The sequence below is a fragment of the Pseudonocardia sp. McavD-2-B genome (genome assembly GCF_024124365.1).
GTDB lineage: Bacteria > Actinomycetota > Actinomycetes > Mycobacteriales > Pseudonocardiaceae > Pseudonocardia > Pseudonocardia alni.
Map to the genome: position 1 here is coordinate 16443 of NZ_JAMXSG010000004.1, position 18961 is coordinate 35403.

Here is an 18961-nt window from a genome sequence, read left to right on the forward strand (position 1 = left end):
GGTGGACCGGCCCCGCCCGCCGTCACATGTTGCGCCGGTACTGTCCGCCGACCTCGAAGAACGCCGTCGTCAGCTGACCCAGCGAGCACACCCGCGCGGCCCGCATCAGCTCGTCGAACACGTTGCCGTCACCGGTCGCGACGTCCTGCAGCCGCCGCAGCGCCTGCTCGGCCTCGGTGCGGTGCCGGGACTGGAAGTCCGCGAGCCGGTCGAGCTGGGACTGCTTCTCGGCCTCGGTGGCGCGGGCCAGCTCGATCTCCTGGTGCGCCTCGTCCGGGTCGGCCGGCTTGAGGAAGGTGTTGACGCCGACGATCGGCAGCTCACCGGTGTGCTTGCGGTGCTCGTAGAGCATCGACTCGTCCTGGATCCGGCCGCGCTGGTAGCCGGTCTCCATCGCGCCCAGCACGCCGCCGCGCTCGGCGATCGACTCGAACTCGCGCAGCACGGCCTCCTCGACCAGGTCGGTGAGCTCGTCGACGACGAACGAGCCCTGCAGCGGGTTCTCGTTCAGCGACAGACCCCACTCCTTGTTGATGATCATCTGGATGGCCATCGCGCGGCGCACCGACTCCTGCGTGGGCGTGGTGACCGCCTCGTCGTAGGCGTTGGTGTGCAGGGAGTTCGCGTTGTCGTAGAGCGCGCAGAGCGCCTGCAGCGTGGTGCGGATGTCGTTGAAGTTCATCTCCTGCGCGTGCAGGGACCGTCCCGAGGTCTGGACGTGGTACTTCAGCTTCTGGGAGCGCTCGTTGGCCCCGTAGCGCTCCTTCATCGCGACCGCCCAGATGCGGCGGGCGACCCGGCCGATCACCGTGTACTCGGCGTCCATGCCGTTGGAGAAGAAGAACGACAGGTTCGGCGCGAAGTCGTCGACGTCCATACCGCGCGCCAGGTAGCTCTCGACGAAGGTGAACCCGTTCGCGAGGGTGAAGGCGAGCTGGCTGATCGGGTTCGCCCCGGCCTCGGCGATGTGGTAGCCGGAGATCGAGACGGAGTAGAAGTTGCGCACCTTGTGCGCGATGAACCACTCCTGGATGTCGGCCATCATCCGCAGCGAGAACTCGGTGGAGAAGATGCAGGTGTTCTGGCCCTGGTCCTCCTTGAGGATGTCGGCCTGCACCGTGCCCCGGACGTTCGCCAGCGCGTAGGCGACGAGCTCCTCGCGCTCACAACCGTCGGGCTCGCGGCCCTGCTCGTCGCGGAACCGGTCGACCTGCTGGTCGATCGCGGCGTTGAGGAAGTAGGCGAGGATCGTCGGCGCCGGGCCGTTGATCGTCATCGACACGGAGGTCGTCGGCGAGCACAGGTCGAAGCCGTCGTAGAGGGTCTTGAGGTCGTCCAGGGTCGCGATCGAGACGCCCGAGGTGCCGACCTTGCCGTAGATGTCGGGGCGGGTGTCCGGGTCGTGGCCGTAGAGGGTGACCGAGTCGAACGCCGTGGACAGCCGCTTGGCGTCCGAGCTCTCCGACAGGTACTTGAACCGCCGGTTGGTGCGGAACGGGTCGCCCTCGCCGGCGAACATGCGGGCCGGGTCCTCACCCTCCCGCTTGAACGGGAACACCCCGGCGGTGAAGGGGTAGAAGCCGGGCAGGTTCTCCCGGCGCAGGAAGCGCAGCAGCGCGGCGTCGTCGTCGAACTTCGGCAGCGCGACCCGGCGCACCGGGTTGCCGGACAGCGTCTCGCGGGTCAGCTTCGTGCGGAACTCCTTGTCCCGCACGGTGTAGACGTACTCGTCGCCGGAGTAGTCCTCGACCCGCGACGGCCAGGACTCCAGCAGCTCGGCGGACTCGGCGGGGACCTTCTTCTCCGCGGCGCGCAGCGCCTCGTCGAGGTCGTCGCCGCCGACCAGCTCGGCGGCGGTGCGCAGGTGCTGCGCGGTGCGGACCGCCCGGGCGTGGGTCTCGGTGTCGGCGTGGTAGTCCCGCACCGCACCGGCGATGTCGGCGAGGTAGCGGACCCGCTCCGGCGGGATGACGGCCGCGTAGTCGCTGGAGGTCTTGGTGTCGACGCGGGGGAGACGTCCCTCGCCGACGGTCAGGCCGCCCTCGGCGAGCAGGTCGCGCAGGTGCTGATAGAGCGCGGTGACGCCGTCGTCGTTGAAGGTGGCGGCCGAGGTGCCGTAGACCGGCATGTCCTCCCAGGTCGCGCCGAACTCCTCGCGGTTGCGGACGAGTTGGCGGCCGACGTCGCGGCGGGCGTCCTCGGCGCCACGGCGCTCGAACTTGTTGATCGCGACGACGTCGGCGAAGTCCAACATGTCGATCTTCTCGAGCTGGGAGGCGGCACCGAACTCCGGCGTCATCACGTACAGCGAGTGGTCGACGAACGGGACGATGCCCGCGTCGCCCTGGCCGATGCCGGGCGTCTCGACGACCACCAGGTCGAACCCGGCGGAGCGGAGCACCGCGATGGTGTCGCCGAGCCGTTCGGGCAGCGAGCCGCCGTCGTTGCCGCGGGTGGCGAGGCTGCGGAAGAACACCCGGTCACCGGACAGCGCGTTCATCCGGATGCGGTCGCCGAGCAGTGCGCCACCGCCCTTGCGTCGGGTCGGGTCCACCGCGAGCACCGCGATGCGGAGCTTGTCCTCCTGGTCGAGCCGGAACCGGCGGACCAGCTCGTCGGTCAACGAGGACTTGCCGGAGCCGCCGGTGCCGGTGATGCCGAGGACCGGCACCGGGCGCTCGGAGGCGGCGATGCGCTCGCGGACCTCGTCGGGCAGCGTCCCGGTCTCGGCCATCGTGAGCGCGCGGGCGAGGGTTGCGGTCTCGCCGGAGAACACCCCGTCTGCGAAGGCGGAGCCGACCGCGGACGCCGACGACGCGCCCTCGGCGGTCAGGTCGGTGTCGCACTCCCGGATCATGATGTTGATCATTCCGGGGAGGCCCAGGTGCTGGCCGTCCTCGGGGGAGAAGATGCGCGCGACGCCGCGGGAGTGCAGCAGTTCGATCTCCTCGGGGACGATCACGCCGCCGCCCCCGCCGTAGACCCTGATGTGGCCGGCGCCGCGCTCGCGCAGCAGCTCGACCAGGTAGGAGAAGTATTCGACGTGCCCGCCCTGGTAGGACGAGATGGCGATGCCCTGCACGTCCTCCTGGATCGCGGCGGTCACGACCTCGTCGACCGAGCGGTTGTGGCCGAGGTGGATCACCTCGGCGCCCTGTCGCTGCAGGATCCGGCGCATGATGTTGATGGCGGCGTCGTGCCCGTCGAACAGGCTGGCCGCGGTCACGAAACGGACCGGGTGCGTGGGGACGTGCAGCTCGGCCTGTGCGTTCGTGTCCGTGCTCATCGGGGACGTTCCTCCCGCCGGGCGGACGGCGGTGTCCCGGCCGGTTTAGTTTGACATCCTAGTATCGGACGTACAAGGAACTCGGCGAGCGTCACAGGGGCCGTACGGTGCGGATCAGGCCGCGTCGCGTGCGGCGGGCTCCCCGGTGGCCGGAGCAGGCTGCTCGCGGACCCGGCGGGCGTGCCGGCCGGTCGGCCAGGACGTCTCCGAGCCGATCGCGTCGGGCTCGTCCTCGTGCGCGACGAGGTCGTCGTCGGCGGGTGGGGCGGGGTCCACGACGTCGGACAGCGCGCGACGCGCCCGGGCGAGCTTGCGCGCCCGCCAGCGCTTCCCGGCCAGCCCGGCGACGAGCCCGAGGGCGGGCAGCAGGATCCCGGAGGCGATGACCAGCACCACGGAGTACGCGGGGAATGCGGCCACCAACAAGAAGGCCGTCAACGGCCAGTACAGCAGTGCCCGCCCCGCGCCCCGTCGCGTCCAGTCGCGATGAGGCGGCATGATCCTTACCTACCCGAACTCCGCGATCGTCATGCACGACTCGCCGCAACCCGCCCACATGTTCCGCGACCGGGGGTACGAATTCATGACCACGACACCGGACCGCACCGCGGTCGACCCGTACGCCGCCGTCCTCCTCGCGGAGAACGACCGGCTGGCCACCCTCCTGACGACGGCCGATCCGGCCACCCCGGTCCCGACCTGTCCGGGCTGGTCTCTGCTGCAGCTGCTCCGCCACGTCGGGCGCGGGCACCGGTGGGCGGCCCGGATGGTCGCCACCGGCGCCACCGAGGCCCTCGACCCTCGCGAGGTGCCCGGTGGGAAGCCGCCCGAGGGCGGCCCGGAGGTCGCGGCGCAGTGGCTGCGCGACGGTGCGACCGAGCTGCTCGACGCCGTCGTCGCGGCCGGGCCGACCGCGCCGGTGTGGACCTTCACCGGTCCGCAGCCCTCGGCGTGGTGGGTGCGGCGGCGGCTGCACGAGGCGACGGTGCACCGCGCCGACGCCGCCGTCGCACTCGGGGCGCCGTTCCCGATCGACCCGCAGGTCGCCGCCGACGGCGTCTCGGAGTGGCTGGGCCTGCTCGCCGCCCGCCCCGCCGCCGACGAGCCACCGCTCGCCGACGGCGCCACGCTGCACCTGCACTCCACCGACGACGTGCCGGACGCGGCGGGGGAGTGGATGGTGCGTGGCGCGAGCGGGCGCGTGGTCTGGGAGCACGGGCACGGCAAGGGCGACGCCGCCGTCCGAGGCGCCGCCGCCGACCTGCTCCGGGGCGTCACCCGCCGCATCCCCGCCGACGACGACCGTCTCCAGGTCCTCGGCGACGCCGAGGTCTGGACGGGCTGGCTGGCCCGTACCGGGTACTGACGGGCCGTCGCCGCCGCCCCCGGTCAGACCGCCGGGGTGGTCCCCCTCCGCTGCCGCGCCGCCATGGGCGGGGCCTGCGGGGTCAGCACGACCTCGGCCGCGGTGTCGAGCACCGCGGCCGAGCGCGGCCGCTCGAACCGGCACGACGCCCGTCGCCCGTCGGTCTCCAGGGTCGCGACGAGGTTGCCGAACAGCGGACCGGTCGTCCGCTCCCAGGCCACGCCCGCGCTGCCGGTCCCGGTCCGGCGGGTCCAGCGGGTCGTCATCCTGCCCAGCAGCCGCGACCAGGTGATCCGGAACATCACCCGCATCACCGCGGGGACCACGTTGTGCACCGGTGAGCAGGTCAGCTGGTGGACCCGGGTGCCCTCCGGGCCGCGGCCCGGCCGGTCCCCGGGGGTGTGGGTGTGCACGTCGGCGACCGCGGCGTAGGAGTGGTGGACGTCGCCGGACAGCACCGACACCGTGGCCGGCGGGGCGTCCCCGGCGCGCGGGCGGCACGCCTCGCGGATCAGCTCGGCGAGCCCGGCGAAGGAGTGCCCGAACGCGGGCCAGTGCTCCAGGTCGGCCTCCTGGCGGGCCCACTCGGCGACGGCGGCGACCCGGCCGGACCCGTTCGCGCCCTTCTCGGTCGCGGCCTCCAGGTCGGAGATGACCTGGGGCATCAGCCAGGGCACCGAGGTGCCTAGGACGAGGTGGTCCATGTCGCCGGGGGCGAGCGCCTTCGCCGAGATCCAGTCGAACTCGGCGTCGGACACCATCCGGCGCGGTGTGGACTCGACGATCCGCCCGTTGCGGGAGTCGATGACGATCAGCCGCGTGCGGCCCAGCTCCCAGCAGAAGGAGAACCGCTCGTCCTTGTGGGTGTCGTCGCCGTCGCCGGTCTCGCGGTCCCACAGGGCGGCCCGCTCGGACAGCAGCGGCCAGACGTCGCCCTCCGCGGCCTGCACCTCCTGCCAGGTCCGGTCGGCGGCGAGCTCGGCGGGGGACAGGTTGCCCAGGTGCTGGTGGACCCAGTAGGAGGCCAGGCCGGAGCAGATGCGCTCGGACCACCAGGGCGTGCGGGCGATCTGCTCGCGCCAGGCGCCGGAGGTGTTCCAGTCGTCGCGGACGTCGTGGTCGTCGAAGATCATCGCGGTGGGGACGGTGGAGAGCATCCACCGCACCTCGGGGTCCGACCAGGTGTCGCGGTAGAGCCCCGAGTACTCGTCGAAGCCGACGATCTCGTCGTCGGGCCAGTCCGGGTGCCGCTCCCCTCGCCCGGCGATCCGCCGCCGGGTCTGTGGGGTGAGCTCGTCGGCGTAGACCTGGTCGCCGAGCAGCAGCAGCGTGGTCGGCCACGTCTCCGGGGGCAGCCCGGCCATCCGGCCGGCGTAGGCGTCGAGCGCGTCGAGGCCGTACTGCCGGGCCAGCTTCGGGTCGGCCGGCTTCACGTAGCGGCAGGAACCGAAGACGATCCGCTGGTGTGCGTCGGTGTCCGCGCCGCGCGTCGCGATCAGGCTCGGCGGGAACGGCGAGTGCGGGAGCGGCCAGACCTGCTCGCCGTCGAGGTGGACCTCGTAGGCGGTGCGGGTGTCCGGGGTCAGCCCGGTCACCTGCACCAGGGCGAAGTGGTGGCCGGCCACCTCGAAGGTCGCGGCGTCGCAGCCGAGTACCGAGACGCGGCACGGGTCGGAGGTCTGCACCCAGACCAGTGCGCTGGTCTCGTCGACGTGCCGCAGCACCGGTCCGAGCAGGAGTGTCACCCGTCCGAGCGTAGTCGTGTCCCGAACCGGTCGCGGAGCGAGATCACGTCTCCTCGAGCGCCAGCAGCCCCGCGCCGATCTTCCCGGCGTCGCCCTTGTAGGTGGCGGGCAGCACCGGCGGGATCGGACGGACCTCGGGCGGGCCGTAGTGGAACTCCCGGGCCGCCCGGCGCGCCGGCTCGAGCAGGAGCTCGCCCGCGTCGACCAGGCCGCCGCCGATCAGCACGACCTCGAACTCGAAGATCGCGTTGATGCTGGCGATGCCGATCCCCAGCGACCGCCCGAGCCGCTGGAACAGCGACGCCGCCGTGCTGTCGCCCGCCATCGCGGCCATCGTCACGTGCTGGCCGGTGACCTCGCCCCCGGCCTCCGCGGCCAGGGTCGCGATCATGCCCCGCGGGTCGTGCAGGGCGGCGCTGCGGCCCATCCGGGTCAGCGCTGTTCCCGACGCGACCGCCTCCAGGCAGCCGTAGTTGCCGCAGCCGCACTGCGGGCCGTCCGGGTTGACGTTCATGTGCCCGACCTCGGCACCGAGCCCGTGCGGGCCGCGGTAGATCTTCCCGTCGAGCACGATCCCCGCCCCGACGCCGGTGCCGACGGTCAGCAGCACCATGTGGTCGTTGCGGGTCCCGCCGAGCCGGGCCTCGGCCAGACCGGCGACGTTGCCGTCGTTGTCGACGACCACCGGCAGCCCGCACGCGGACTCCAGCAGGCCGCGGACGTCCCAGTTCTCGTAGTTGTTGTTGGGTGCCCAGCGGATCCGGCCGACCGGCCACTCCACGGTCCCCGCGGCACCGACGCCGATCGCGGACACGTCCGCCCCCTCGGCGTCGCCGCGCAGCTCCTCGACCATCTCCCGCAACAGGGTGGTCATCGTGTCCGCATCGGACGTGTCCGGGGTGTTGCGCCGCAGCTCGGCGTGGACCGTGCCATCCTCGCCCACGATCGCTCCGGCGACCTTCGTTCCTCCGATGTCGAGCCCGATGGCCCGCCGTCCGTTCGTCACCCGGGCATGATTGCCATCCCACGGCGGTGACGCCACACCCACCCCGGGTTTGCGGACGGACGAGCCGGGGAAAGGTGCCCCATGCCAGTCTTGCGACGTGTAGCCCGACCCGCCCTCGCGGCCGTGTTCATCTACGGCGGAATCAACGAGCTGCGGAACGCCGACGCGTTGACTCCCGCCGCACAGCCCGTTCTCGACCAGGCCGCCCCGGCCATCGACAAGGTCGTGGAGAACGCCCCGCTGGACCGGCGCCCGGACAACGAGACCTTGGTCAAGGTCGACGCCGGGGTGAAGATCGTGGCGGGCTCGCTGCTCGCCCTGGGCAAGTTCCCCCGCCTGTCGGCCACCGCGCTGGCCGCCTCGCTGGTCCCGACCACCCTGGCCGGGCACCGCTTCTGGGAGGAGACCGACCAGCAGAAGCGCGCCGACCAGCAGATCCACTTCCTCAAGAACGTCGGTCTGCTCGGCGGGCTGCTCATCGCGGCCGCCGACACCCACGGCAAGCCGTCGCACGCCTACCGGACGCGCCAGGCGGCCGAGCGGGCCCAGGCCCGGCTGTCCGGCTCCGGTTCCGACACCGGTGCCCAGCTCGCCGCGGGACTGGCCGGCGCGGGCACCTCGATCGCCGCGGCTGCCGCGGGCAGCCGGGAGAAGCTGACCGGGGCCGTCGAGGAGTACGGCCCGGTCGTGCGTGAGCGCGCCACCGAGTGGGGCGGCAAGGCCTCCGAGCAGGCCGCGCACCTGTCCGAGGTCGCTTCGGACAAGGCGTCCACCTGGTCCGAGCAGCTCTCGGCCGCCGCCGAGCGCACCTCGAAGGCCGCCCAGAAGCAGGCCGCGGCCGCCGAGAAGCGCGGCGCCAAGCTGGCGAAGGCGGCCGAGAAGCGCGGTGCTCAGCTCGAGAAGGTCGTGGACAAGAAGGGCGCCCGGTACCGCAAGGCCGCCGGGCGCACCGGTGACAGGTGGGTGCGCGAGGCCGAGAAGCGCCGCGTCCGCTGGGAGAAGCAGGCCCGCAAGGCCGCCGCCCGCGCGGAGAAGCGCGCCCCCGAGTACGCCGACCGCTTCTCCACCCTGGTCACCCAGGCCCAGTCGCAGGCCGCGAAGCTGGGCTCGGACCTGGCCGACCGCGCGTCGGTGGCCGGTGCCGAGGCCGCCAAGCAGGCCAAGGCGTCGGCGAAGGACGCGCGCAAGCGCGCCAAGGCCGTCGCCCGCTGACCCACCGCGACACCCGTCCACGGCCCTCCCGACCGGCTCCGCGCCGGACGGGAGGGCCGTGGACTGTCCGGGGTCAGACCGGGCGCAGTACCTGCAGCTCGCCCGAGTCGAGCGACCGCACCTCGACGACGACCCGGCCGTCCCACACCGGGGAGCGCAGCGCGTTCGCCATGCGCGTGAACAGCGCCTGGCTGCGTGCGTTGGCCGCCGCCTGGTCGGCGATCAGGTTCGGCATCATCCCGCCGGAGCGCTTGCGCACGGTCTGCGGGAGCGTCGACAGCGTGGTCAGCAGCCGGTGCAGCCGCGCGACGTCGGCGGCCCGGCCCGCGAGGTCGCTCTCGACCAGGGGCCGCAGCGCGGTCAGCGGCCGGTTCGGGGCGCGCAGCAGGTGGTCGGCCGCGGTGAGCAGGATGCGCCGGGCGTCCAGGACGAGTGCCTGGTAGGCGCCGTGCACCGCGGCCGGGAACCCGGTCCAGCCGAGCTTGCCGACCTCACCGAGCGCGTCGCGCAGCGCCAGGCCGGGCGTGCCCGACGGGTCAGCGCCGGCGACGACCCGCTCCCAGCCCGCGATCCAGGCGTGCGTCTGGTGGCGCAGGACCGACAGGTTCGCGACCGCCGTCTCGAGCCCGCGCGACGGGGAGCCGCTGCCGGTCGCGTCGCCGTCGACGACGAGCGAGCCGCGTTCGAGCAGCTCGGTCTGGGCCTCGCGCAGCGACTCCTCGGCCGCGCGGAGCCGCGAGTCCAGCCGCATCACGCACGCCGGGGCCAGCTGGTCGACCGCGGCGGTCAGCTCGTCGAGCACCCGGGTCTGGGTGCCCGTCGCGGCGATCTCGGCCGCCGTGGTCAGGGTGAGCAGGCCCAGCCCGGCGCCGTGCCGGTCACCGGGTGCGGTGGGTGCGACCGGTACCAGCGCCGACGACCCGGGGGCCGCCGCGGCCGTCTCGCCGCCGGCCAGGCGCAGCAGCGGCTCGGCGCCGAACGCCTCGGGCAGCGCGAGCCGGAAGGTGAGCCCGGCGGCGGGTGCGCGGCCGGCGTCGGGCGCGAGCCGCCGAGCCAGCTCGCTCGACGCCGACAGCGTCGCCCAGGTGCGGTCGTCGTCGACGGCCGGGGTGGGGGTCCAGCTCAGCAGCAGTGCCGGGCCGGGGGGAGGGGTGCCGTTGCGGAGGGGACGCGGGCCACCGTTGCGGTCGGGGGCGCCGGTCTCCGTTCCGCCGGGCCGCCCGTCGAGCGGGAGCACGATGCCTCGCGGGTCGTCCGGTTGACCGAGCATGTCTCTCCAACGACGTCACGGGCCCCGAGGTCACGAGCCCGGCGGAAGGGGGCGTGTCCATGGTGCCCTGCGCCGTCCGGGCTCCGGCTCTCGCCCCGGGTGCCCGGGTCCGGGTAGAACTCCTGTGTGGGGACCGCATACGTGATCGGCACGTTCGACACCAAGGGCGCCGAGCTGGCCTGGGTGGCCGAGCTGATGGCCGCCGACGGCGCCGACGTGCGCCGGGTGGACGTGTCCACCTCCGGTGCGGCGTGCCCCGGTCCGGACGTCACCGCGGCCGAGGTCGCCGCCTGCCACCCCGGTGGCGCCGAGGCGGTGTTCACCGGCGAGCGCGGCAGCGCTGTGGGGGCGATGGCGCAGGCGCTGCGGGCCTTCCTCGCCGGCCGCGACGACGTCGGCGGCGTCCTCGGGCTCGGCGGCTCGGGCGGGACCGCGCTGGTCACCCCGGCGATGCGCGACCTCCCGGTCGGGGTGCCCACACTGATGGTCCCCACGGTCGCCTCCGGCGACACCGCGCCCTACGTGGGGGCGAGCGACGTCGCGATGCTGAACGCCGTCACCGACGTCGCGGGCCTCAACCGCATCTCGCGACGGGTACTGGGCAACGCCGCGCACATGCTGGCCGCCGCCGTCACCGCCCCGCCGCCGGAGACCGGTGCCGACCTGCCCGCCGTCGGGCTGACCATGTTCGGGGTGACCACGCCGCTGGTCACCGCGGTCCGCGAACGGCTCGGCGACGACGTCGACGCCCTGGTCTTCCACGCCACCGGCTCGGGCGGGCCGTCGATGGAGAAGCTCGTCGACTCCGGCCTGGTCGACTCGGTGCTGGACCTGACCACCACCGAGGTCGCGGACCTGCTCGTCGGCGGGGTGATGGCCTGCGGCCCCGACCGGCTCGACGCGATCGCCCGCACCGCGGTGCCGTGGGTCGGGTCCTGCGGCGCCCTGGACATGGTCAACTTCGGCGCACGCGCGACCGTCCCGGAACGCTTCGCCGGCCGCCTGTTCCACGAGCACAACGCGAACGTCACCCTGATGCGCACCACCGTCGACGAGAACCGGGAGATCGGGGCCTGGCTGGCGGCGAAGCTGAACGCGCTGACCGGGCCGTGGCGGTTCCTGCTCCCGCTGGGCGGGGTGTCCGCACTGGACGCGCCGGGCGCGGCGTTCCACGATCCCGAGGCCGACGCGGCGCTGTTCGCCGCGATCGAGGCCGGTGTGGACTCCCCGGACGGTGTCCGGCGGGTCGCGCACCACGTCAACGACCCGGAGTTCGCCGACGCGGTGCTCTCGGCCTGGCAGGAGGTACGGCGATGAGGCGGTTCAGCCGCGCGGAGCTGATGGAGCGGTTCGGCGGGATGGCCGCCCGCGGCGAGCCGATCGTCGGCGGCGGCGCGGGCACCGGGCTGTCGGCCAAGTGCGAGGAGGCCGGCGGGATCGATCTCATCGTCATCTACAACTCCGGGCGCTACCGGATGGCGGGCCGCGGCTCGCTCGCCGGGCTGCTGGCCTACGGCAACGCCAACGACATCGTCGTCGAGATGGCGGCCGAGGTGCTGCCGGTGGTCCGCCGCACCCCGGTGCTGGCCGGGGTCAACGGCACCGACCCGTTCCTGTTCACCGACCGCTTCCTCGACGAGCTGTCCTCGCTCGGCTTCGCCGGCATCCAGAACTTCCCGACCGTCGGGCTGATCGACGGCACCTTCCGGGCCAACCTGGAGGAGACCGGGATGGGCTACGCGCTGGAGGTCGACCTCGTCGCCGCGGCGCGGGCCAAGGACATGCTCACCACGCCGTACGTCTTCTCCGCCGACGACGCCCGCGCCATGGCCCGGGCCGGCGCCGACATCGTGGTGTGCCACATGGGGCTCACCACCGGCGGCGCGATCGGGGCGGGCACCGCGAAGACCCTCGACGACTGCGTCGCGCTCGTCGACGAGTGGGCGCAGGCGGCGCTGGAGGTCCGCGACGACGTGCTCGTGCTCGTCCACGGCGGGCCGGTCGCGATGCCCGAGGACGCCGCGCACGTGCTCCGCACGGCGAAGGTCTGCCACGGCTTCTACGGGGCCTCGTCGATGGAGCGGCTGCCGACCGAGACCGCGCTGACCGAGCAGACGCGCGCCTTCAAGAACGTGCTGGAGCGGTGATGGCGCGCGGGATGCCCGCTCCGCCGCCCGGCGGGGACTGGCGGCGACGGACGGCGGTGCGCGGGGGCAGGGTGTCGCACGCAATCGCCGCGCACGGGTGGCTGGTGCTCCTGCTGGCCGGGGCGGCCCTCGGTGTGCTGATCGGGGTGATCGTCGGCATCACGCAGGTGGGGCAGTACCCGGCCGACGAACTGCTCGGCCGGACGCTGGGCTACGCGATCGCCTCGGCGGTGTTCTGCGCGGTCCCGGCGGTGCTGTTCGTCGGGCTGCCCGCCCAGGCGCTGGCCCGCTCCTACCTGCGCTCCGCGAGCCCCGCCGAGCGCGAGGCCATGCGACGGGCCGCCGGGAACGCCCCCGCCTCCGTGCCCGACGGCCTCGTCGCGGGGTCGCGCTGGGCCCGCGCCTACTCCGGCTGCGTCGGCTCGGTGACCGCCTTCCACGGCGTCGTGCGCACGGTGCCCGACGGCCCGGCCAAGGACTGGCTGCACGACATCGGCCGCAACCTCGACGCCGAGCTCGCCGAGTCCCTGCGCACCGCGCGGATGGGGGAGAGCCTGGAGGGCGCGGGCCAGGGCAGCGAGGTGGCCCGCACCGTGGGCGCCCGCCTCGAGGTCGCCCGCACCGCCTTCCACGACACCGCGGAGCTGGCCGCGTCGATCGCGCTGGACCTGCGGGTCGACAGCGGCTTCGACGACGTCCGCAGCCAGCTCGACCAGCTCGCGGCGCAGGCCCCCCACCTGCGCCGGCAGTCCTGACACTCCCGAGGAGGAGTCCCCGATGCCCCGTCCCTACTCCAGTGCCGTGATCACGGCACCGCTGGCCGAGGTGTGGCCGCACGTCCGCGACTTCGGTGGCCTGCACCGCTGGCACCCGGCGATCGCGACCTGCGAGCTGATCCGCGGCGCCTCCGGCAGCGAGATCGGCGCGCAGCGACGCCTGACCCTCGCCGACGGCGGCGACACCGTCGTCGAGGAGCTGACCGCACTCGACGAGCGCGGCCACGCCCTCACCTACGAGATCCTCGAGTCGCCGTTCCCGGTGCGCCGCTACGTCTCCACCGTGCGGCTGGCCCCGGTCACCGCGGTCGGGCACACCTTCGGCGAGTGGTGGACCGAGTTCGACGCCGACGGCACCGACGAGGGCGACCTCGCGGGCCTGTTCGCGAACGGCGTGTTCGGTGCGGGCCTGGCGGCGCTGGGGGAGAGGTTCGGCCGGTAGGCCTCACCAGCCGCGCAGGTCGACCGCCCAGGTCTCCAGCACCTCGTCGCCGTCGACGAGGTGCATCCGCTCGTGCAGCGCGACGGTCGGGTCGACGTGCGCCGGCACGACCCGCATCCGGTCACCGGTGCGCGGCGGGGCGTCGGCGGCGAACACCAGGTGCTCGTCGGAGCAGAACCACACGTTCCCGCCGGGCACCGTGGGGTTGCCGTGGTCCATGCCGAACGCCTTGAGGCCCGCGTCGGCGACCGCCCAGCCGGGCATGTCGCCGTCGGGTGCGGTCGTCGAGACCACGGTGGACAGCACCGTCAGCGCCTGGCGGAACGGCAGCCCGGCGGCGGTGTAGGCGGTGTCCATCAGGGCGTAGGACCCGGCCTGGATCTCGGTGCAGGCGGTGTTCATCGCGTGCGTGCCGGTGCCGCCGCCGGAGACCACCTCGCCGCCGACGTCGGCATGCGCGGCCAGCAGCCGGTCGGTGCACTCGGTGGTGAGCCGGGCGCGTTCGGCTGCGTCGTCGAGCATCTGCAGGTGGCCCTCGTAGCCCATCACGCCGCGCACGACGAGCCCGGCGGCGCGGGCGGCGTCGGCGAGCGCCCCGGCCCGCGCGGGCGCGATGCCGCAGCGGGGCAGGCCGATGTTGACGTCGATGAGCACCTCGCGGACGCCGCCGTCGACGGCGGCCCGCAACGTCTGCTCCGAGTCGATCGCGACGGTGACCCGCGCGCCCGACCCGACGACGGCGCCGAGCCGGCGGGCGTCGAGCACCTCGTTGGCCAGCAGAAGATCCGCGCCCAGCCCGGCCGCGGCCATCCCCTCGACCTCGCGCACCGTGGCGCAGGTGAACCCGGTGTGGCCGTGCGCGGCCTGCCGGCGGGCCAGCCCGGTGGTCTTGTGCGCCTTGACGTGCGGGCGCAGCCGCGGGCCGGGTAGCAGCGCGGCCATGTCGGCGAGGTTCGCCTCCAGCGCGGCGGCGTCGACGAGCAGCGCGGGTGTGGTCAGGTCGTCGACGTGCACGGCACTCCCAGGACCCGGTCGAGGTAGGGGTTGCGGAACCGGCCCGCCGGGTCGAGCCGGTCACGTGCGGCGACGAACGCGTCGAACCGCGGGTAGCGGGGCCGCAGCTGATCCGCGGTGCGGGTGTGCAGCTTGCCCCAGTGCGGCCGTCCGTCCAGTGCGGACAGCACCGACTCGACGGCGCCGAAGTACGCCTCGTGCGGGCGTCCCGAGTGGACGTGCACGGCGAGGTAGGCGGTGTCCCGTCCGTACGCGGTGGACAGCGCGATGTCGTCGCCGCGCAGGATCCGCACCTCGACCGGGAACGCGACGTCGTGGGCGTGCCGCGCGGCGGCGGCCCGCAGCCCGTCGAACGCCTCGGACAGCGCGGCCCGCGGCACGGCGTACTCCATCTCCAGGAACCGGACACGGCGCGGGCTGCAGAACACCGCGTACGACGGGGCCACGTACTCCCCGGCGGCCATCTGCCCGGCCATGACCCGGTTGAGCCGCGGCACCAGCGGTGGGGCGAGCGCGGCGACGCGCTGGACGAGCCCGAACGCGCCGTTGCCGAGCACCTCGTCGTCGACCAGCGCGGCGACCCGGCAGCGCCCGGGCGAGCGCCGTTCCGTCCGGTCGTTCGTCTTGAGCACCGCGGTCGTGGTGTGCGGGAACCAGTAGAACTCGACGTGGTCGTGGCCGGCGGCGAGGTCGTCGAGGCCGTCGAGGACCTCGGCGAGCGGGCGCGCGGACTCGCGGGCGTGCAGGTGGAACGCGGGCACGGTCGCCAGCGTCACCTCGACCAGGACACCGAGCGCCCCGAGCCCCACCCGCGCCAGGTCGAACAGGTCGGGGTGGGCGGCCGGGCCCAGCTCGTGGAGCTCCCCGAGCCCGTCGACCAGGCGCAGCCCGCGCACCCCGTCGGCGATGCCGAGGTACCCGGCGCCGGTGCCGTGGGTGCCGGTGGAGATCGCGCCGGCGACGGTCTGGGCCTCGATGTCGCCGAGGTTGGGCAGGGCGCGGCCGTGGGCCCACAGCCACCGGTTCAGCGTGTGCAGGGTGATCCCGGCCGGGACGGTGACGAGCCCGCCGTCGAGCCGGATCGCGGCGGGGTCGGCGGGGACGGTGAGGGCGACGCCGTCGGGCACGCCGATGCCGGTGAAGGAGTGGCCGCTGCCGAGCGGGCGGATCCGCAGGTCCCTCCCGGCGGCGTCGCGCACCGCCCGGACGACGTCGTCGGCATCGCGGGCGTGGACCGTCCTGATCGGACGGGTGCGCTGGTTGCCCGCCCAGTTGCGCCACCGGTCCGTCACGCTGCGAGCCTGCGCGGCCCGGCGGGCACGGTCAAGACCGGCACGCGTGTCGGCGGCCCGGCGTCACGGTGTCGCTCGGTTACCCTCCGTGTTCGTTCGGAAGGGGTTGGGGTCACGATGATGGGGCGTACGCACGCGTTGTCGGGCGCGGTGCTGGGGCTCGCGGTCTGTTCGGCGGTCCCGCCGCCCCCGGTACTGGTGCCGGTGGTCGTGGTGGTGTGCGCGCTGGCGGCCTTCGCGCCCGACCTCGACCACCCGTCGAGCGTTGCCGCGCGGTCGCTGCCACCGGTCACCTGGCTTCTGTGCCGGGCGATCCGGTGGCTGTCCCGGGTGACGACCGGGGTCTCGCACCGTGGCCTGTCGCACTCGCCGGTCTTCGCGGCCGCGGTCGGGCTGCTGGCGTGGTGGGGGACCGGTTTCCTGCTGTCCGGGGAGACGGCGGTCTGGACCGGTGTCGCGGCCGGCGCGGGCTGCTGGGTCGGGGCGATCGGCGACGAGCTGACCTCGAACGGCAACCGGTTCGCCTTCTGGCCGCTGGAGGGGATCCGCTGGCCGCGGGCCCTGCGGTTCCGCACGGGCGGGACGGGGGAGCACGTCGTCGTCGGGCTGCTGGCCGTCACCGGCGTGGCGCTGCTGACCGGGACCTGGGCCTTCTGACGAGACCGCGTTCGACATCGCTCTGTATAGCTGATACATCTAGGTATACAGTCGATACAGGAGGAACGCATGAGCGTGCAGTCGTTGCAGGGCCGGACCGTTCTCGTCGCCGCGGGCGGCAAGAACCTCGGCGGGCTGATCAGCCGCCAGGCCGCCGAGGCGGGGGCGAACGTCGCGATCCACTACAACTCCGCGTCCTCGCGCGCCGAGGCCGAGGAGACGCTGAAGGCGGTCGAGGCGGCGGGTCGCGAAGGGGTGCTCCTGCAGGGCGACCTGACCGTCCCGGCGCAGGTCGAGCAGCTCTTCGCCGACGCGACGGGGTCGCTCGGGCCGATCGACGTCGCCGTCAACGCCGTCGGCAAGGTGCTCCGCAAGCCGATCGTGGACACCACGGAGGCCGAGTACGACGCGATGTTCGACATCAACTCCAAGGCCGCGTACTTCTTCATCAAGGAGGCGGGCCGCAGTCTCGCCGACAACGGCGCGATCATCACCGTCGTCACGTCGTTGCTGGCGGCCTTCACCGACGGCTACTCCACCTACGCCGGCGGCAAGGCCCCGGTCGAGCACTTCACCCGTGCGGCCGCCAAGGAGTTCGCGGACCGCGGCATCTCGGTGAACAACGTCGCTCCCGGCCCGATGGACACGCCGTTCTTCTACCCGCAGGAGACTCCGGAGCGGGTCGAGTTCCACAAGTCGATGGCCATGGGCGGGCGGCTCACCGAGATCGAGGACATCGCGCCGATCGTGCGCTTCCTCGCGACCGAGGGGCGCTGGATCACCGGCCAGACGATCTTCGCCAACGGCGGCTACACCACGCGCTGAGGGTGGTCCGGTGGGCGCCGGGGGAGGGCGGTGGCCGGCCCACGGTCCGCGCCCCGGCCCCGGACGGGCGTCCTACAGTGGGCCCGTGGCAGATCAACCGGCCGAGGTCGGGACCCGGGACCGGCTCCTGCGTGCGGCCGCCGACCTCATCGCGGCGTCGCCGGGGGAGACCGTCCCGCTGCGGGCCATCTGCGACGCCGCCGGCGTCCGCCTCCCCACGCTGTACCACTTCTTCGGTAGCAAGGAGGGCCTGCTCGACGCCGTGGTCGAGCACGGGTTCGAGCAGTACCTGTCCGCGAAGCGGGCCCAGGAGTCCAGCGGTGACCCGATCCAGGACATCCGCGACGGGTGGGACGCCCACGTCGAGTTCGGCATCGCCAACCCGGGCTTCTACGCCCTGATGTACGGGCAGGTCACCCCCGGGCGACGGCCGTCCGCCCAGGACGGGCCGGCCGCCTCCCTGCTCGGCCTGACCAGGGAGGCCGACCGCCGGGGCCGGCTCACGGTGAGCCCGGAACGCGCAGCGGCCCACGTCCTCGCCGCCAACGTCGGCGTCACCCTGCGGCAGATCATCACCGCGCGCCCGGACCCCGGGCTGTCGGCCGACATCCGCGAGGCCACCCTCGCCGCGATCACCGGTGGGCATGCGGAGCACGCACCCGGCGGGCCGGGGGTCGGCGACGCCGCGGCCGCCCTGCTCGCGCTGCCCGACGACAACGACGTCCTCGGGGCGCCGGAGACGGTGCTGCTCAAGAAGTGGCTGGCCGAGCTCGCGCGGCGGGGGTGAGCGGTCGCCACGACCTACCGGTGCGGCCGCACCACCGGCCGCGGTCGCATCGCGGGCGTGGGCTCGTCGGTGTCGACCTCCTCGACGACCGAGGGCCCGTGCGCCGGCCCCGCCACCCCGAGGAACGGCCGCACGAAGCGCGCGGCCCGCTCCATCACCTCGTCGTGCACGTCGGCGCGCACGGTCGACGGCTGGGCCTGCACGACGATCTCGCCCGCCCACGGCAGGGCGGGGTCGGCCAGCAGGTCGTCGATGATCCGGCCGGTCGAGTGGCCCGCCGGCAGCGGCCGGGACAGCGCGACGCGCGGGACCCCGCGGGCGTAGGTCCAGTACCGGGCCAGCTCGGACACGACGTCGTCGTCCGACGACGGCGGCCTGCCCGACAGCACACCCACCCCGCGGGCCGCGGCGGCGTCCACGGACGACGGCGTCGCCGTCGCCCACCACACCCGTTGCGCGGCGAGCGCGGGCGGCAGCATCTCCAGCAGGACGTCCAACGCGGCGACGGTGTCACGGTGCCGGTCGTCGTGGTGACGCCCGAAGCGTCGCGCCGCGTCGGGGTCGGCACCCGCGCCGATGCCGAGCTCCAGGCGCCCGCCGGAGAGCGCGTCCAGCACACCGGCGTCCTCGGCGAGCCGGCGCGGGTCCTCCAGCGGCAGCGCGACGACGGCCGTCCCCAGCCTGATCAGCCGGGTGCGTTCGGCGACCGCGGCCAGCAGGACCAGCGGCGACGGCAGCCGCCCACCGAGATGCCCGTCGTGGTGCTGGGCCACCCAGAACGAGTCGTACCCGAGCTCCTCGGCCCGCTCCGCCAACCGGATCGTCTCGCGGTAGGCGCGTGACGGATCGTCACCGGTGACGTGCGTGAGGTAACCGAGCCGCATGGCGTCGCAGCCTAGGCCGGGTCCCCTCCGGCCCTGGCGGAGGACCGGGGTGACGCAGGTGCGGGGTGCCCCGGCTCCGGTACTCTCCGGCTCGCCGCGGCGGTAGCTCAATTGGTCAGAGCAGCGGACTCATAACCCGTCAGGTTGCCGGTTCGAGCCCGGCCCGCCGCACAGAAGTGCAGCTCAGAGGCTTGCTTCTCGCCAGAGTGCCGCCCTACGGTGATCGAACCACACGGTAACCCCACGGAAACG

General features: G+C 73.8%; 17 protein-coding genes and 1 tRNA gene. 10 read left to right on the plus strand and 8 right to left on the minus strand.

What is annotated here, in order from left to right; translation table 11 throughout:
* Nucleotides 1-22: 22 nt before the first annotated feature.
* Nucleotides 23-3286: a fused isobutyryl-CoA mutase/GTPase IcmF gene (icmF, locus tag NH602_RS01435; protein ID WP_253066778.1), complete on the minus strand. Its 3264-nt coding sequence runs from the start codon at nucleotides 3284-3286 to the stop codon at nucleotides 23-25.
* A gap of 114 nt (nucleotides 3287-3400) precedes the next feature.
* A complete protein-coding gene (locus tag NH602_RS01440; RefSeq protein WP_179760528.1) occupies nucleotides 3401-3706 on the minus strand; it encodes a hypothetical protein in 306 nt (101 codons plus the stop codon).
* A 76-nt stretch (nucleotides 3707-3782) separates the two neighbouring features.
* Here NH602_RS01440 and NH602_RS01445 point away from each other — a divergent pair, with 76 nt between their 5' ends.
* Nucleotides 3783-4652: a maleylpyruvate isomerase family mycothiol-dependent enzyme gene (locus tag NH602_RS01445; protein WP_246352648.1), complete on the plus strand. Its 870-nt coding sequence runs from the start codon at nucleotides 3783-3785 to the stop codon at nucleotides 4650-4652.
* A 23-nt stretch (nucleotides 4653-4675) separates the two neighbouring features.
* Here NH602_RS01445 and NH602_RS01450 read toward each other — a convergent pair whose 3' ends face one another.
* Nucleotides 4676-6397: an alkaline phosphatase D family protein gene (locus NH602_RS01450; protein WP_253066779.1), complete on the minus strand. Its 1722-nt coding sequence runs from the start codon at nucleotides 6395-6397 to the stop codon at nucleotides 4676-4678.
* Between the two features lie 43 nt (nucleotides 6398-6440).
* Nucleotides 6441-7403, minus strand: a complete 963-nt coding sequence (locus NH602_RS01455) for an ROK family protein (protein WP_083658039.1) — start codon at nucleotides 7401-7403, stop codon at nucleotides 6441-6443.
* Between the two features lie 123 nt (nucleotides 7404-7526).
* Here NH602_RS01455 and NH602_RS01460 point away from each other — a divergent pair, with 123 nt between their 5' ends.
* The gene (locus tag NH602_RS01460; protein WP_253066780.1) at nucleotides 7527-8615 is read left to right on the plus strand and encodes a DoxX family membrane protein; all 1089 of its coding nucleotides are present in this window, start codon (nucleotides 7527-7529) and stop codon (nucleotides 8613-8615) included.
* A 73-nt stretch (nucleotides 8616-8688) separates the two neighbouring features.
* Here NH602_RS01460 and NH602_RS01465 read toward each other — a convergent pair whose 3' ends face one another.
* The gene (locus NH602_RS01465) at nucleotides 8689-9885 is read right to left on the minus strand and encodes a hypothetical protein (RefSeq protein ID WP_179760525.1); all 1197 of its coding nucleotides are present in this window, start codon (nucleotides 9883-9885) and stop codon (nucleotides 8689-8691) included.
* Between the two features lie 126 nt (nucleotides 9886-10011).
* Between NH602_RS01465 and NH602_RS01470 the strand changes: the two genes are divergently transcribed.
* From NH602_RS01470 to NH602_RS01485, 4 genes are all read left to right on the plus strand, one after another.
* On the plus strand, nucleotides 10012-11202 hold the full coding sequence (locus NH602_RS01470; RefSeq protein WP_253066781.1) for a Tm-1-like ATP-binding domain-containing protein: 1191 nt from the start codon (nucleotides 10012-10014) through the stop codon (nucleotides 11200-11202).
* Nucleotides 11199-12032, plus strand: coding sequence for a phosphoenolpyruvate hydrolase family protein (locus NH602_RS01475; RefSeq protein ID WP_073574030.1), 834 nt, complete (start codon nucleotides 11199-11201; stop codon nucleotides 12030-12032). Before NH602_RS01470 ends, NH602_RS01475 begins: the two co-directional genes overlap by 4 nt.
* A 71-nt stretch (nucleotides 12033-12103) precedes the next feature.
* Nucleotides 12104-12787, plus strand: a complete 684-nt coding sequence (locus NH602_RS01480) for a hypothetical protein (RefSeq protein ID WP_253066782.1) — start codon at nucleotides 12104-12106, stop codon at nucleotides 12785-12787.
* Between the two features lie 22 nt (nucleotides 12788-12809).
* Complete coding sequence (locus NH602_RS01485; RefSeq protein ID WP_179760522.1) at nucleotides 12810-13250, plus strand: SRPBCC family protein; 441 nt, start codon at nucleotides 12810-12812, stop codon at nucleotides 13248-13250.
* A gap of 3 nt (nucleotides 13251-13253) precedes the next feature.
* On the opposite strand, the gene NH602_RS01490 is transcribed toward NH602_RS01485, so the two are convergent.
* Nucleotides 13254-14264 carry an alanine racemase gene (locus NH602_RS01490; RefSeq protein ID WP_253066783.1) on the minus strand — a complete coding sequence of 337 codons (1011 nt, stop codon included), beginning with the start codon at nucleotides 14262-14264 and terminating at the stop codon, nucleotides 13254-13256.
* Nucleotides 14246-15556 carry a D-arabinono-1,4-lactone oxidase gene (locus NH602_RS01495; RefSeq protein ID WP_179760520.1) on the minus strand — a complete coding sequence of 437 codons (1311 nt, stop codon included), beginning with the start codon at nucleotides 15554-15556 and terminating at the stop codon, nucleotides 14246-14248. Before NH602_RS01495 ends, NH602_RS01490 begins: the two co-directional genes overlap by 19 nt.
* Before the next feature lie 120 nt (nucleotides 15557-15676).
* Here NH602_RS01495 and NH602_RS01500 point away from each other — a divergent pair, with 120 nt between their 5' ends.
* The 3 genes from NH602_RS01500 to NH602_RS01510 all read left to right on the plus strand — a co-directional run bounded on the left by NH602_RS01500 (nucleotide 15677) and on the right by NH602_RS01510 (nucleotide 17825).
* Nucleotides 15677-16213 carry a metal-dependent hydrolase gene (locus tag NH602_RS01500; RefSeq protein WP_179760519.1) on the plus strand — a complete coding sequence of 179 codons (537 nt, stop codon included), beginning with the start codon at nucleotides 15677-15679 and terminating at the stop codon, nucleotides 16211-16213.
* Nucleotides 16214-16282: 69 nt separating this feature from the next.
* Nucleotides 16283-17038: an SDR family oxidoreductase gene (locus NH602_RS01505; protein WP_179760518.1), complete on the plus strand. Its 756-nt coding sequence runs from the start codon at nucleotides 16283-16285 to the stop codon at nucleotides 17036-17038.
* A gap of 85 nt (nucleotides 17039-17123) precedes the next feature.
* Nucleotides 17124-17825, plus strand: coding sequence for a TetR/AcrR family transcriptional regulator (locus tag NH602_RS01510; RefSeq protein ID WP_179760517.1), 702 nt, complete (start codon nucleotides 17124-17126; stop codon nucleotides 17823-17825).
* A 14-nt stretch (nucleotides 17826-17839) separates the two neighbouring features.
* Here NH602_RS01510 and NH602_RS01515 read toward each other — a convergent pair whose 3' ends face one another.
* Entirely contained in the window at nucleotides 17840-18709 is an 870-nt protein-coding gene (locus tag NH602_RS01515; RefSeq protein ID WP_179760516.1) for an LLM class flavin-dependent oxidoreductase, read from the minus strand.
* Nucleotides 18710-18805: 96 nt separating this feature from the next.
* Between NH602_RS01515 and NH602_RS01520 the strand changes: the two genes are divergently transcribed.
* A tRNA-Ile gene (locus NH602_RS01520) sits at nucleotides 18806-18880 on the plus strand.
* Nucleotides 18881-18961: the final 81 nt, after the last annotated feature.

Coding starts and splice junctions, on each gene's coding strand:
- icmF (WP_253066778.1), bottom strand. CDS start 3,286: ATGAGCACGGACACGAACGCACAGGCCGAGCTGCACGTCCCCACGCAC.
- NH602_RS01445 (WP_246352648.1), top strand. CDS start 3,783: ATGATCCTTACCTACCCGAACTCCGCGATCGTCATGCACGACTCGCCG.
- NH602_RS01465 (WP_179760525.1), bottom strand. CDS start 9,885: ATGCTCGGTCAACCGGACGACCCGCGAGGCATCGTGCTCCCGCTCGAC.
- NH602_RS01475 (WP_073574030.1), top strand. CDS start 11,199: ATGAGGCGGTTCAGCCGCGCGGAGCTGATGGAGCGGTTCGGCGGGATG.
- NH602_RS01485 (WP_179760522.1), top strand. CDS start 12,810: ATGCCCCGTCCCTACTCCAGTGCCGTGATCACGGCACCGCTGGCCGAG.
- NH602_RS01500 (WP_179760519.1), top strand. CDS start 15,677: ATGGGGCGTACGCACGCGTTGTCGGGCGCGGTGCTGGGGCTCGCGGTC.
- NH602_RS01505 (WP_179760518.1), top strand. CDS start 16,283: ATGAGCGTGCAGTCGTTGCAGGGCCGGACCGTTCTCGTCGCCGCGGGC.
- NH602_RS01515 (WP_179760516.1), bottom strand. CDS start 18,709: ATGCGGCTCGGTTACCTCACGCACGTCACCGGTGACGATCCGTCACGC.